This is a genomic window from Citricoccus sp. (genome assembly GCF_035445025.1).
GTDB lineage: Bacteria > Actinomycetota > Actinomycetes > Actinomycetales > Micrococcaceae > Citricoccus.
This window is the reverse complement of sequence record NZ_DAOMPX010000001.1, coordinates 69,504-83,521: the sequence shown is the minus strand read 5'-3', so window position 1 is coordinate 83,521 and position 14,018 is coordinate 69,504. Positions and strand designations below refer to the sequence as shown.

Here is a 14,018-nt window from a genome sequence, read left to right as displayed (position 1 = left end):
TCCTGCCCGGGCCGACAGGGCACGGATCACCAGCATACTGTTGGAGGATCACGACGACGGCGGCACGGGCCGGCCGACCGGACGGCACCCGCGTGCCGCACCGGGGAGGGCCGGGACGGCCGGTGAGGGGAAGCCATGGGGGAAGACCAGGTCCCGGCGGACGCCGGGCGGGCGGAACACTACGCCGAGTTCTACGGCGTGCGGGAACTGCCCGGGCCGGAGGTCCTCGTGGTCCTGGGCAACTGCCAGTCCGAGGCGCTGCGGCAGCTCATCTCCTCCGGCCCCACGTCCTCGGCGGTGCCACCGAGCGTGCGGATCCCGCCGGTGTTCGAGCTCACCGCACAGGACCTGCCGCGCCTGCACCGCGTGCTGTCCAGGACCTCCGTGCTGGTGGCCCAGCCCGTGCGGGAGGACTACCGGGGTCTGCCCCTGGGCACCGGCCAGCTCGCGGAGCACCTGCCGGACGCGGCCACGACGGTGCGGATCCCGGCCCTCTATGACAGCTCCCTCTTCCCCTGGATGGTCACCATCCGGCACCCCGACCGGCCGGACGAGGACCCGCCCGTGGTGCCGTACCACGACCTGCGGACCCTTGCCGAGGCGGCCGCCGAGCTCGACGGCGGCTCGCGTGCCCCCGAGGAGCCGGCGCCGGTCCGCCTGCCCCTGGCCCCGGAACGGATCCGAGGACTGGCGCAGGCGTCCCTCGACCGGTTGCGCGAGCGCGAACGGGCCCACGCGACCCTGTCGGTGGCCGACCGGATCGCGGGACTGGCGGTGCCGGCCTTCCACACCATCAACCATCCCGCCAACGAGGTGCTCGCCCTGCTGGCCTCCGCGGTGCGGGCGGACCTGGGCGCCGACCCCGCCGTCACCGTGCCCGCCAGGACCCTGCTGGGCGACGTCCTGGCTCCGCTGGAACCACAGGTCCTGGCGGCCCTGGAGGTGACGGGACCGTCGCGGTCCGGCTGGACGATCCACGGGGACGAGGTGAGCGACGCGCTCGTGCGCTCGGCCCACCTGGACTGGTACCGGGAGAATCCCGAGGCGGTGCGGGCCGGCGTCGAACGCCACCGGCGGCTGCTGGCGGACCTGGGGCTGGGAGCATGAGCGGGCCGGAGGCACCGGACCGGACCGGGGGCCGGGACGGCGGGCGGCCGCATCGACCCCCGACGTACGTGGTGGTCGGGCCGGAACGGCACGGGGTCGTGCAGCACGCCCTGTCGATGGCGGAGGCCCTGCACGGGATCGGCGTGGACGTGCCGGTGGTCCGCCTGCCCGATGCCGCCGCGCTGAAGGACTGGTTCGCGCACGGGGGTGACCACGGCGGGCCCGTCCACCTCGACGTCACCGATGCCCTCTTCGGGGCCACCGCGAGCGAGGCCGCGGACGCGCTGACCGGCAGCCTGCCGGCCCGGACCACGTTCACCCTCCACGACGTGCCACAACCGGCCGAGGGTGCCGGCAGGTTCGCCCGGCGGGCGGTCGCCTACGCGGCCCTGGCGCGGTTCTCGTCCGGCACCGTCGTCTCCAGCCGGCACGAGCTCGCCCTGCTGGCCGCGCTGGAGGCCGGTGACGGACAGGACTGGCCCGGTGTCACGGCGGTGATCCCGCTGCCGGTGGAGGACCGCCGCGGGACGGCGACGGCGAGCAGCCCCCGGGAACCGGTGAACGGGCCCCTCGAGGGCCTGGGCGAGGACGTCGTCCTGCTCGGCTTCCTCTATCCGGGCAAGGGACACCTCGAGGCCGTGGACGCCCTGGCGCTGCTGCACCGCCGGGGCGTGCCGGCCCCGCACCGGGTCACCGCGCTCGGTGCGGTCTCGAGCGGCCACGAGGGCCTCGTGGACGAGCTGCAGGACCGCGCGCGGGCGGCCGGCGTGGGGTTCCGGGTCACGGGCTTCGTTCCCGAGGAGGACCTGGACGCCGCCCTGAGATCGGCCGGCATCCCGGTGGCCGCGCACCACAACGTCTCCGCCTCGGGATCCCTGGCGGCCTGGATGTCCGTGGGGCGGCGCCCCGTGGTGCCGGCCTCCCGGTACACGCGGGAGATGGAACGGCTCCGTCCGGGCACGCTGCACCTCGTGGACCCCGGAACCGCGGATTCGTCCCTGGTGGAGGCGCTCGCGGAGGGCATCGCGGACGCCGCGGCACGGCCGCAGCAGACCTGGGTGGACCCCGGGACCACCCTGGCCCCCGGGCCCGAGGACTGCGCCCGGGCCCTGGCCGCCTTCTGGCAGCGGGTGCACTCGTGAACCGTCCCGCGCGGACGCCGGTCCCGGGCAACCGCTGGGACCTGCTGCCGGACGCCGGCGGGGACCCGGCGCAAGGGGACGAGGGGATCCCGGAGGTGTCCGTCGTGGTGCCGTACTACCGGGACCAGGCCGGACTGGACCTGCTGCTGGCCGCCCTGGCCCGGCAGGACCTGCCCGCCTCCCGGGTGCAGGTGGTGATCGCCGACGACGGTTCGCCGGAGCCCCCGCGCCTGCCGGACCGGTTCCCGCTCGACGTGCAAGTGGTCCGCCAGCCCGACGCCGGCTTCCGCGCCTCCGCGGCCCGCGCGCTGGGCGCCTCGGTCGCCGAGGGGGAGGTGCTGGCCTTCCTGGACGGGGACATGATCCCGGACCGGGACTACCTGCGCCGGGCGCTCCGGTTGCCGTCGCGCTCGCCGGAGGCCGTCGTCGTCGGACGCCGCCCGCACCTGGACCCGGCACCGCTCCAGACCGGCTGGCAGCCGGGGGATCCCGTGCCGCAGGACCGCGTGCTGGAGGACCCGCAGTGGCTCGAGCGGGCCTACGCGGGCTCCCGCGACCTGCTGGACGCCGACTCCACCGCCTACCGGTTCGTCATCTCCGCGGTGCTCACCGTCTCCCGCCGGATCCACGACGAGGCCGGTGGCTTCGATCCGTCCTTCGTCGGCTACGGCGGGGAGGACTGGGAGTTCGCCCACCGGTTGTGGCGCACCGGGGCACTGCTGGCCCACGAACCCGCCGCGGTGGCCTGGCACGCCGGTCCGGACTTCGCCGGCCGCGAGGACCCGATCGCGGCCCGCCGGGTAAAGAACCGCGAGGCGCTCGTGCTGGCCGGCCGGATCTCCGCGCCGACCGCGCGCGGCTGGTCGCTCGGCCTGCGGGGCCGGACGCGCCTCGCCCTGGTGCTGGTGATGCCCGGCGGCCGCGTCGGGGCCGGTGCGGACGCCCGCGGCACCGTGGGGGCGGACGGGTCCGATGAGGCGGGCGGCGACGGGGGCGCGGCCGCCGTCGTGCTGTGTGCCGATGCGCTGTTGCAGGCCTTCCCGGGCGCCTCGCTGACGCTGGTCGGGGGCGTGCCGGACGGGGCGGGGGTCCTGGTGCAGGACCCCCGGGTGTCCGTGGCGCGCGAGGTGATGGAGCCGGGAGCGGGGGAGGAACCGGACTGGCTGCTCACCGTGACCTGCCCGGTCCGTCCCGCGCGGGGAACCGGGCGCCCGGATCCCGCCGCCGTGCAGGAGCGGCTGCTGGCGGCCGAGCGGGCCGGCCGGGACCGGATCGAGGTCACCGGGCCGGCCGGCGTCGTGGCCACCCTGGTCAGTTCGCGGGCGCGCTGGCGCCGCCGGCGATGGGGGGCCGAGGACCCGACCCCGACCACCGTGGTGGACCTGGCCGGACTGGGCTGGGAGCCGACGGGCGAGTCCCCGGACCTGGAGGCCTGGTGGGGCGGCTGGGGCTGAGCACCGGCAGCACGAGGGCCGGGCTCCGACCGGGCGGGTAGCGGGACCGGAAGGCGCGGGGGCGCGCTCAGCCCTGGAGCTGGCGTACCTCGACCCGCTGGCCGCAGGCTGCGGAGGCCCGGGCCGCGAGGTCGTGGACCTGTTCCGCCACCGCGACCTCCACGACCCACAGTCCGCCCAGGTGCTCCGAGGCCTCGGCAAGGGGACCCGGCGTCACGGTGGGCTCGGCGCCCTCGGTCCCGGCCACCACGAAGGACTCCTCGGGGGCCGTCAGGCCGCAGGCGAAGACCCACGCCCCCTCGGCCTGGAGGAACTCGTTGAACTCGCTGACCGCCTGGAACGCCGCGTGCATGGCCTCCTCGGAGTCATAGGGGCCGAGGGGCCGCAGCTGGGTGCCGGGGGCATGCCAGACGGAGATCATGAACTGGGGCATGGGGGTGCTCCTGGATCGGGGAGGTCCACTGTGGCGGGTGGACGGGAGTTGTCCCTCAGGATGTCACCGGCGCGCGGCCGTTGTCTCCGGTGGAGGGCCTGCGGGCCTCACGCCTGGGCGAAGACCGCGGTGACGGGCTCCTCGCCGTCCACGTACTCGAGCTGCTTGCCGATCGAGTTCCCGGTGGACAGGGCCACGCGGATGGTCTCCGCGACGTTTCCACGGGAGGTGTCCCGCAGCTCGCCGACGGTGGAGGCGGTGGCCCGTCGGATGCGCCCGGTCGGCTCGTCCGTGGTGAGGGCACCGGGGCCGAGGATGGTCCAGTCCAGCGCCGAGTTCCGCAGGTGCTCGTCGGCGGCCGCCTTGGCCGTGGCGTACGGGTAGAAGGAGTCGTCCTCCGGGATGCCGTGGTCCGGGCGGGCGCCGAGGTAGGACACCATGACGTACCGCGTCACGCCGGCCTGCTGGGCGGCATCCATCGAGCGGATGGCCGCGTCCCGGTCCACCGCGTAGGTGCGCTCCGGATCGCCACCGCCGGCCCCGGCGGCCCAGACGATTCCATCGTGCCCGGCGAAGGCCCGGGCGAGCTCGTCCTGGGAGGCGGTCTCGACGTCGAGCACCAGCGGCGTGGCGCCGGCCGCCTCGATGTCCGCGGCGTGGTCGGGGTTGCGGATGACCGAGGTGACCTCGTGGCCCTCCCGGGCCAGCAGGGGAGCGGTGCGCAGGGCCACCTTGCCGTGTCCGCCGATGATCAGGTACTTCGCCATGGTGTTCTCCTTCGCTCAGGGGTGTGCGTGCCGTGGTGCCCACTGTTCCATCACCCGCCGGAGGCCTCCAAAGGATTCGGCCGGGGGCAGAATAGGGGTATGCCTGCTGCCCTTCCCTCGTTGCGTACCACCTCCCGGGTCCTGGCGGCCGCCGCGGCACTGCTGCTCCTGGCGGGCTGCTCGGCTCCCGACGCCGGCCCCGGGACCACGTCCGCCACCTCCCCGGCGGCCGCGCCGGCCGCGCCCGGTGTGGCGACGGACCCCGCGGGGGCCGAGGCCCTGCTGGACGAGTACGGCATCGACGGCGGGAGCGTGGAGGAGGTCGTGGAGGCGCTGGACGCCACGCACGCGGACCGGGACAAGGGCCTCGCGGCCTCGGTGACCGCCGGCCAGGTGGTGCTGGCCGACGAGGACCGCCAGGCGGCCCTGGACGTGCCGCAGGACCGGTTCTACCTGGCGGTCGCGCCGTACGAGACCACCACCCACGACTGCTTCCACCACAGCCTGTCCGGTTGCCAGGGCGAGCTCGTGGACACCCCCGTGCACGTGACCGTCACCGGCGCGGACGGCACCGTCCTGGTGGACGAGGAGCGCACCACCTACGCCAACGGCTTCGTCGGCCTCTGGCTGCCGGCGAACATCGAGGGGACCATCGAGGTCCGCGCGCAGGGCGGGACCGCGACGGCGGACATCGCCACCGGCGCCGACGACCCGACCTGCCTGACCACCCTCCGGCTCACCTGAACCACTCCCTGGACAGCATCCCCATGACGTGGCAGTCGACCCACTGCCCGTCGAACCGCAGGGCCTCGCGCAGCGTGCCCTCGTGGGTGAAACCGGCCTTCTCGTAGACGTGCCGGGCCCGCGGGTTGAAGTCGTAGACCTCCAGGCCCACCCGGTGCAGGTGCTGGGCCTCGAAGGCGTGCCGGAGGGTCAGCCGGACCGCCTCGGTGCCGAGTCCGCGGTCCCGGGCCCCGGAGATCCAGATCCGGAAACCGCAGGAGAGGTTGTCCTCGTCGAGCTCGTTGAGCACCGACTCCCCGACGATCCGTCCGGAGGACCGCTCCCGGATGGCCCAGACGATGCGGTCCCGCGCGTGCGACCAGCGATCGTAAACCTCCTCGAGCTGTGCCACGCTCCACGGCGAGGCGGCCGCGGGTCCGGTGGCGGAGGAATGCACCGAACCGGTGAGCCGCCCGACCTCGGGATCGGACAACAGCCCGTGCAGGGTGGCGGCGTGCTCGCGGACGGCCGGCACCAGGCGCACGAGCTCACCCTCGAGGGCGGTCTTGACGGAGAAGTCCGGAGCGCGGGTACCGCTGGGCGGCGCGGTGACCGCGGCAGGGGCTGCGCCGTCGTCGGGGACGGGGTCCATCAGATGTTCGAGCCGTCCGGTGGCAGGTCGGCCGGCGGCTGGGAGGAGCCGCCGCCGTCCGGCGACGGCGGGCAGTTCAGCCCCAGCGTGTAGGCCGTCATGGACAGCGAGCCGTAGGAGTAGCCGTCCACCAGCACGTCCAGGCCCGGTTGCGCGGTGTCACCGGTGCCGCTGGTGCCACCTGTGCCCGCGGCGCCCGCGAGCCCGGCCAGGTACAGGGACGGGATGAAGTGGTCCGGGGTGGGCACCGCGTGGTTCCAGTCCGCGTGGGCGTCCAGGGTGGGCATCTCGGTGGGATCGGTCAGCAGGCGTTCCTTGGCGTCCTCGTTGAACCGGTGCGCCCAGTCGAAGCCGTCGTCGGTGCGCCTCCAGTCCATGCTGCGCAGGTTGTGCACGATGTTCCCGCTGGTGATGATCAGGATGCCCTGTTCGCGCAGCGGGGCCAGGTCGGCCCCGAGCCGCAGGTGGTAGTCCAGGGGCTTGTCCGCGTTGATGCTCATCTGGACCACGGGGATGGAGGCGTCCGGGAAGGCGTGGGTGAGCACGGACCAGGTGCCGTGGTCGATGCCCCAGCTGTCCACGTCCGCGCCGACCCACGTGGGGTGGACGGTGTCACTGATCTCCTCGACGAGCCCCGGCAGGCCGGGGGCGGGGTACTGGACGTCGAAGAGCTCCTGCGGGAAGCCGTAGAAGTCGTGGATGGTGCGCGGGTCCGGCATGGCGGTGACCGCGGTGGCGTTGATGTACCAGTGCGCGCTGACCACCAGGATGGCCCGCGGGGTGGGCACGGCCTCACCGAAGGCCTTCCACGCGGAGGTGTAGCGGTTGGTCTCCAGGGCGTTCATGGGATTGCCGTGGCCGAAGAAGGCGGCGGGCATGACCGTGGGCGTCGCCGGGTCGGTGGTCGTCTGGCTCATGGGGCCTCCGGGGTTCGGGGGATGACCTGCGGGTGGTCGCGGCCTGCTGCGGTCATCGTCCCCCGTGCCACCGGGCCGGGGCAAGGCCGGTGGACACGCACCGGCGGACCTGCGGGGAGGACCACTGGAGGGGGCACTAGCATCGGGCCAGGACGGTCCGTCGTCACCGTGACGACCGGTGACCGCCCCCGTGGCTCCGGGGGCCCGGACGATCGAGGACGAGCAGGGAGGAAGCGGCATTGATAACCGTCGAGAAGGTGCTGCGCCTCGGGGAGCTGGGCCTGGAGACCCTGGTCGAGGGGGTCATGAACCGCGCGGTGGCCTGGGTCGCCACGACCGAGCTGACGGACCCCACCCCGTACCTCAGCGGCGGGGAGATCGTCCTGTTCACCGGGATCACCAGTCCCACCGACGGCCCGTCCTGGAGCAGTTACGTCCGGCGGCTCGACGACCGGGGCGTCGTCGCCCTCGGGATGGGGGTGGGACAGCGGCTGACGTGGCCGGAGGTGCCCGAGGACCTCATCGAGGCGGCCCGGGGCACGGGACTGACGCTCTTCGCGGTGCCGGAGAAGACGACCTTCCTGCAGGTCATCCGGGCGGTGGCGGAACTGCGCGCGGCCGAGGAGCGCGCCGCACTGGAGACCAGCCTGGCCCATCAGCGCGCCCTGACCCGGGCGGCCACGGCCGTCGACGGCTCCACCCAGGTCCTCAGGACCCTCGCCACGCTGCTGCCCGGGGCGTGGGCGGCCGTCTGCACCGCGGACGGGGACGTCCAGGAGCGCTCCGCACCCGCCATCCCGCCCCTGCCGACCGACCGCCCCCTCGCGCAGCTCATCGGTCGCCTGCGCGACGGCGGGCTGCGGGGAGCCCTCCGGGAGACGGGTCCGGACGGCACCGTGGTCATCCACCCGCTGGGCGTCCACGGCGATCCCCAGGGATACCTCGTCGTCGTCCTGCCCCACCCCCTCGACCAGGCGCAGTCGGGCACCATCTCGACCACGGTGGCCCTGCTCTCCCTGCACGCCGAGCGGACCGCGGAACGGCAGCTCTCCCGCCGACGGATCCGCGCCGGTGCGGTCGCACTGCTGCTTGGCGGTGACCTCCGCGCCGGCGACGCCCTGCTCTCGGTGGCCGGTGACGAGGGCTGGGGCCGAGGGGCGCGCGGGATCCGCGTCTGCGTCCTGCGCGGGGCTCCCGAGCTCATCCGGGAGGCAGGCCGCCGGATCGAGGGCCATACCGACCGGACCGGTCACCGGATGCTCATGGGGACCCCGGTGCCGCGCGACGACTCGGAGGAGGAGGCCCCCGTGCTGGTGGAGGACACCCCCGAGGACCTGTCGGTGCTGCACCAGGTGGTGGCCACCGCGGGCCTGCGGGCGGGGATCGGGGGCAGCGTGACCGTCGACGCCGCCGCCACCAGTCACACCCAGGCGCTCCACGTGCTGGAGCGCACCGCCGCGCAGCACCGCGTCGGTTCCTGGGACGACCTGGCCGCGGGAGGGATCGCCGGACTGCTGCCGGCGGAGGCCGCCCGGGCCTGGGCCCGCGAGCTCCTGGACCCGCTCACCGCGCAGGGTCCCACCGGGCAGCGACTGCTGGAGACCCTGCGCGTCTTCCTGGCCCACAACGGCAACCGGCGCCAGGCGGCCGAGGAGCTCGGTGTCCATCGGAACACCCTCCTGCACCAGCTGCAGTCCGCCGAGCGCGCGCTCCAGCGGTCCCTGGAGGACCCCCAGTTGCGTGCCGACCTCTGGATCGCGCTGCACGTGACCGAGGGACCGGGCCTTCGGTCCCGGCCGGGCCCGGGTCGTCCAGCCTGACGGGCGGTGGGACTATGCCACGTGCACACCACCGCCCGAGAGATTGTGCACTACGTCACGTGATCACTGTCTAGGCTCGCCCCAGGAGTCCGCCCTGCCCACCGCGGGGCGCCGTCACATCATGAAAGGCCGGTTGTCATGTCCCTGACCGTTTCCCCCTCCCTCCCGACCCTCGACGCGCGGCTGCCCCAGCGCCGCGAACTGCTCACCGAGGTCCCCGGCCCCCGCTCGCGCGAGCTGCAGGAGCGGCGCGATGCCGTGGTGCCGCGTGGCCTGGTCTCGAGCCTGCCGGTCTTCGCCGAGGACGTGGACGGCGGCGTGATCCGGGACGTGGACGGCAATTCCTTCATCGACCTCGGCTCGGGCATCGCGGTGACCAGCGTCGGCGCGTCCTCACCGGCGGTGGCGGCGGCCGTGGGGGCACAGGCCGGCCGCTTCACCCACACCTGCTTCATGGTGACCCCGTACGAGGGTTACATCAGGGTGGCCGAGGAACTGGCGCGGTTGACCCCCGGGGACCATGCCAAGCGGACGGCCCTGTTCAACTCCGGGGCCGAGGCCGTGGAGAACGCCGTGAAGATCGCCCGCCTGGCCACCGGTCGCCAGGCCGTGGTCGCCTTCGACCACGCCTACCACGGGCGCACCAACCTCACCATGGGCCTGACCGCCAAGACCATGCCCTACAAGACGCACTTCGGCCCCTTCGCCCCGGAGATCTACCGGATGCCCATGAGCTACCCGTACCGCGAGGAGAACCCCGGACTGACCGGCCCGGAGGCGGCGCGTCGGGCCATCACTCAGATCGAGAAGCAGATCGGGGCGGAGTCCACCGCGGCGATCATCATCGAACCGATCCAGGGCGAGGGCGGTTTCATCGTTCCCGCCGAGGGGTTCCTGCCCACGCTGGCGGCCTGGGCCCGGGAGAACGGCGTGGTCTTCATCGCCGACGAGGTCCAGGCCGGCTTCTGCCGCACCGGGGCCTGGTTCGCCTCTGAGCACGAGGGCGTGGTGCCCGACCTGATCACCATGGCCAAGGGCATCGCCGGCGGCATGCCGCTCTCCGCGGTCACCGGCCGGGCCGAGCTGTTTGACGCCGTCCACCCCGGCGGGCTCGGCGGCACCTACGGCGGCAACCCGGTGGCCTGCGCCGCCGCGCTGGCGACCCTCGAGACCATGCGAGAACTGGACCTCTCCGCCCGGGCGCGGGCCATCGAGGCGATCGTCGTCGGCCGGCTGAGTGCACTGGCGGAGGAACTGGGCGGTGCGCAGGGCCCGATCGGTGACGTCCGGGGCCGCGGGGCGATGCTCGCGATCGAACTGGTGAAGCCCGGCACCACCGACCCCGATCCCGAGTCCACGAAGGCCGTGGCCGCCGCCTGCCTGGCCGAGGGCGTGCTGATCCTGACCTGTGGCACCTATGGCAACGTCATCCGCCTCCTGCCGCCCCTGGTCATCGACGAGCAGCTGTTGCAGGACGGCCTCGAGGTCCTGGAGGCCGCGCTCCGCGGCGCCAGCCGCTGAGTTCCCGTCGCCCCGTCACCCGCCGCCTCCGAGAGGACCGCGGCGGGTGACGGGGGCGAGGGCAGACTGACCCGCATCCTGCGGGCTCCACCGAGGGGGTTGTGCCGGGCGCATCATGCGCCGGGCACAACCCCCTCGGCGTTCCCGGGGCGGTGGCCCCGGTTGGATACGCAGTAGCACTCAGGGTGTCCCGTCGAGGAGAAAAATCACCCCTTGCGTAAACATCTAAGACTGTTAGTATTTCCCCATGGTTCGGAATGTGGCTCGCATCACATTTCGCCCGGCAACCGGACAGGCTGTGAGGAAACACCCCTTCAGACCCGCCTCGTTGCTGGGATTCCCGGCCTCTTGGACACTGCCCGCCACACGTGGGCGGTGACCTCTTAACCGGGAGGAAACACGCAGACCTCTAGTAGAAACACACCTTTGGTTTATTGAATCCACGCACCTCCACCGGCGGGCACGCCGTCGACGAGGTCATCCGGGGAAGCGCGAATCCCCGCGCCCTGCAGCTTTTCACCGTCTCAGCCGTCCAACGGCTCCAGGCAAAGGACTGAACATGGATCATTCTCCCGCAGGATCCGCACCGACACTGCCGGTCGCCGACGAACCCCAGGAGTACCGCAGCGAGTTCAAGCGCGAAATGGGCTTCTGGGGCAACCTGGCCCTCGGGTTCACCTACCTCTCTCCCGTCGTGGGTGTCTACACCACGATCGGTGCGGCCATCGCGATCTCCGGTGCACCGGCCTTCTGGTGGCTCGTCATCGCCGGCTTCGGCCAGCTCCTGGTCGCCATGGTCTTCGGGGAGGTGGTCTCCCAGTACCCGATCGCCGGTGGAATCTACCCCTGGAACCGCAAGCTCTGGGGCCGCAAGTGGGGATGGATGAGCGGCTGGGTCTACGCCGTCGCCATCTGTGCCACCATCGCCTCGGTCGCCTACGGCGCGGGCCCCTTCCTCGGCAGCCTGCTCGAGGTGGAGATGTCCCCGCTGGCCAACGTCATGCTCGCCCTGGGCATCCTGGTGATCGCCACGCTCATCAACTACGGCGGCACGAAGCTGCTGTCCAAGGTGGCCTTCTTCGGTTTCGTCGCCGAGATCGTCGCGACCGTCGTGATCGGGGCCTGGCTGCTCATCGGCGCCCGCAAGCACGACCTGTCCGTGCTGTTCACCGACTTCCGGCCGGCCGACCTGCAGGGGGACGCGCCCTTCGCGATGGCCTTCATCGGCGCGGCCATCATGGGCATCTACCTGTACTACGGCTTCGAGGCCAACGGGGACGTCGCCGAGGAGGTCGTGGACCCGGGCCGGGTCATCCCCAAGGCCATGCGCATGACCGTCTACATCGGCGGCATCGCCTCGATGTTCATCGCGCTGGGCCTCATCCTCGCCATCCCGGACTTCCGCGCCGTGATGGACGGCACCGCCACGGATCCCATCGGCGAGCTGTTCCTCAGTGTCTTCGGCGCGCAGGGATTCAAGATCGTGCTCGTGGTCGTCCTGGTCTCCTACCTCTCCTGCACCATCTCCCTGCAGGCAGCGGCCTCGAGACTGCTGTTCTCGATGGGCCGGGACCGGCAGCTGCCGGGTTCCGCGCTGCTGCGCCGGTTCAGCGAGCGCCGCGCCGTCCCGCCGTACTCGCTGGCGGCCGCCGGACTCCTTCCGGCCGCGTTCGTGGTGATCTCACTGCTGAGTGCGGATGCCCTCCTCGCCATCGTGTCCTTCGCCGCCCTCGGCATCTACCTGGCCTTCGCCTCCGTGGTCGCCGCCTACCTCCGTGCCCGGTTCAAGGGCTGGCAGCCCAGCGGTCACTTCCGGATGGGCCTCTGGGGCATCGTGGTCGGCTGCGTCGCCCTGGCCTATCAGCTGTTCGCGATGTTCACCCTCGTCCAGCCGATCCCCGGTGCCGTCTGGTACGAGGCCTGGCTGGTGGCCCTGGTCGCCATCGTCGTCCTGGTCGTGGGCCTGGTCTACATGACCTCGGCCCGGCCCTACCTCAACGAGCCCGCCAGCCTGGCGGACGGCCGGGACTACGCCGAACCGATCTCGCCGACGGAGGAGATCGTCGACATGGCGGTCCGCATCGACGGCGGCACGCCCCATCCCTATCCGCACCGCGATTCTCCCCGGGACGGACTCCACGCCGGCGCGCAGGCGTCGGCACCCGATTCGCTGACCCCCGACCCGTCCTGAGACCGGCACCCGAAAGGACCACCCCATGACCCTCACCACCGCCCACGACGTCCCGTACCTGGACATGTCGGACCCGCACTTCGCCATGGCCTCGGAGGCCGTCCGCGACGCCCGGGACGCGAACTGGTACGCCCGGACCAACTACGGCCTGGCCGTCCTGTCCTACGAGGACGTCTCGTCGCTGATGAAGAGCCCGAAGCTGATCCAGGGCTCGGCGGCCTGGCCGGAGCACAACGGCGTGCACAGCGGCGTCTTCCACGACTGGTGGAAGCGCAACCTGCTGGTCCTGGAGGGGGAGGACCACCACCGCATCCGCCGGCTGGCCAACCCGGCCTTCTCCCCGCGCAAGATCGCCGCTCTCGGGGATCGCTTCGAGTCGCTGGCCAACGAGCTGATCGACGGCTGGATCGAGGACGGCCAGGTCGAGTTCGTGGAGGGCTTCGCCGCCCCCTTCGCCACGCGGGTGCTGTGCATCATGCTCGGGATCGACGAATCCGAGTGGGGGACCATCAACCGCCTGGCCTCCACCGTGGGGGCCGCCCTCGGCGTGACGATCAAGGAGGAGATCGACGAGGTCGATGCCGCCCTGGTCGAGCTGCAGGAGTACGCGGAACGCCTGATCTCGGACCGCCAGCAGAACCCGAAGGACGACTTCGTCACCCGGCTCGTGGAGGCCAACCGCGAGGGCGACCGGCTGACCGACCCGGAACTGCGCAACCTGCTGGTGCTGCTGATCTTCGGCGGCATGGACACGACCCGGAACCAGCTCGGGCTGGCGATGCAGTCCTTCATCCGTCAACCGCACCAGTGGGAACTGCTCGCCGAGCGGCCCCGGGAACTGGCCAAGGCCGCCGTCGAGGAGTCCCTGCGCGTCAACCCCACCACCCGCTGGGTGACCCGTGAGGTGGCCGAGGCCTTCGAGCACAAGGGGCTGGTCTTCGAACAGGGCACCACGGTGCACATGTTCACCTACGCCTCGGGCACCGACCCGGAGAAGTTCGCCAACCCCGAGCGCATCGACCTGGAGGCCGAACACGCGCCCCACTACGCGTTCGGTGGGGGCGTGCACCACTGCCTGGGCCACTTCGTCGCCCGCTCCGACATGCAGGCCGCCCTGCCGGCACTGGCCACCCGGCTGACCAACCTGAGCGTGGTGCCGGGCGGGGACGAGTGGATGCCGGACTCCGGCAACACCGGTCCCGTCCGCCTGACCATCGCCTTCGACCGCCGTGCCACCACGGCCGACGGGCAGCAGACGGCCTGAGCCCGACGCACCGGACACCCCCAGAGG

12 protein-coding genes are annotated in these 14,018 nt (G+C 72.6%); 8 read left to right on the top strand and 4 right to left on the bottom strand.

Features of this window, described 5'->3' with window-relative positions:
* The first annotated feature begins 135 nt into the window (after nt 1-135).
* Genes PLJ28_RS00375 through PLJ28_RS00365 form a run of 3 tightly spaced genes read left to right on the top strand, consistent with a single transcriptional unit; the run spans nt 136 to nt 3,703 of the window.
* Nucleotides 136-1,107: a WcbI family polysaccharide biosynthesis putative acetyltransferase gene (locus PLJ28_RS00375; protein ID WP_183529757.1), complete on the top strand. Its 972-nt coding sequence runs from the start codon at nt 136-138 to the stop codon at nt 1,105-1,107.
* The gene (locus PLJ28_RS00370; protein ID WP_255459756.1) at nt 1,104-2,249 is read left to right on the top strand and encodes a glycosyltransferase family protein; all 1,146 of its coding nucleotides are present in this window, start codon (nt 1,104-1,106) and stop codon (nt 2,247-2,249) included. The genes PLJ28_RS00375 and PLJ28_RS00370 overlap by 4 nt, the downstream gene beginning before the upstream one ends.
* Nucleotides 2,246-3,703 carry a glycosyltransferase gene (locus PLJ28_RS00365; RefSeq protein WP_324589805.1) on the top strand — a complete coding sequence of 486 codons (1,458 nt, stop codon included), beginning with the start codon at nt 2,246-2,248 and terminating at the stop codon, nt 3,701-3,703. The genes PLJ28_RS00370 and PLJ28_RS00365 overlap by 4 nt, the downstream gene beginning before the upstream one ends.
* Before the next feature lie 67 nt (nt 3,704-3,770).
* Here PLJ28_RS00365 and PLJ28_RS00360 read toward each other — a convergent pair whose 3' ends face one another.
* Both PLJ28_RS00360 and PLJ28_RS00355 read right to left on the bottom strand, forming a co-directional pair.
* A complete protein-coding gene (locus tag PLJ28_RS00360) occupies nt 3,771-4,136 on the bottom strand; it encodes a YciI family protein (RefSeq protein WP_183529755.1) in 366 nt (121 codons plus the stop codon).
* A 107-nt stretch (nt 4,137-4,243) separates the two neighbouring features.
* On the bottom strand, nt 4,244-4,903 hold the full coding sequence (locus PLJ28_RS00355; RefSeq protein ID WP_183529753.1) for an SDR family oxidoreductase: 660 nt from the start codon (nt 4,901-4,903) through the stop codon (nt 4,244-4,246).
* Nucleotides 4,904-5,002: 99 nt separating this feature from the next.
* Here PLJ28_RS00355 and PLJ28_RS00350 point away from each other — a divergent pair, with 99 nt between their 5' ends.
* Complete coding sequence (locus PLJ28_RS00350; RefSeq protein ID WP_183529751.1) at nt 5,003-5,647, top strand: CueP family metal-binding protein; 645 nt, start codon at nt 5,003-5,005, stop codon at nt 5,645-5,647.
* Here PLJ28_RS00350 and PLJ28_RS00345 read toward each other — a convergent pair.
* Together PLJ28_RS00345 and ygiD are read right to left on the bottom strand one after the other, a co-directional pair.
* Entirely contained in the window at nt 5,640-6,278 is a 639-nt protein-coding gene (locus PLJ28_RS00345; RefSeq protein ID WP_183529749.1) for a GNAT family N-acetyltransferase, read from the bottom strand. The two genes, PLJ28_RS00350 and PLJ28_RS00345, sit on opposite strands and share 8 nt — an antisense overlap.
* Entirely contained in the window at nt 6,278-7,195 is a 918-nt protein-coding gene (gene ygiD, locus PLJ28_RS00340) for a 4,5-DOPA-extradiol-dioxygenase (protein WP_221243825.1), read from the bottom strand. The genes PLJ28_RS00345 and ygiD overlap by 1 nt, the downstream gene beginning before the upstream one ends.
* A 239-nt stretch (nt 7,196-7,434) precedes the next feature.
* On the opposite strand from ygiD, the gene PLJ28_RS00335 reads away from it, so the two are divergent.
* From PLJ28_RS00335 to PLJ28_RS00320, 4 genes are all read left to right on the top strand, one after another.
* Nucleotides 7,435-9,015: a PucR family transcriptional regulator gene (locus PLJ28_RS00335; RefSeq protein ID WP_324589804.1), complete on the top strand. Its 1,581-nt coding sequence runs from the start codon at nt 7,435-7,437 to the stop codon at nt 9,013-9,015.
* A 138-nt stretch (nt 9,016-9,153) separates the two neighbouring features.
* A complete protein-coding gene (gene gabT, locus PLJ28_RS00330; RefSeq protein WP_324589803.1) occupies nt 9,154-10,536 on the top strand; it encodes a 4-aminobutyrate--2-oxoglutarate transaminase in 1,383 nt (460 codons plus the stop codon).
* Nucleotides 10,537-11,095: 559 nt separating this feature from the next.
* Complete coding sequence (locus PLJ28_RS00325; RefSeq protein ID WP_324589802.1) at nt 11,096-12,727, top strand: APC family permease; 1,632 nt, start codon at nt 11,096-11,098, stop codon at nt 12,725-12,727.
* Nucleotides 12,728-12,752: 25 nt separating this feature from the next.
* The gene (locus PLJ28_RS00320; protein WP_183529742.1) at nt 12,753-13,991 is read left to right on the top strand and encodes a cytochrome P450; all 1,239 of its coding nucleotides are present in this window, start codon (nt 12,753-12,755) and stop codon (nt 13,989-13,991) included.
* Nucleotides 13,992-14,018 lie beyond the last annotated feature (27 nt).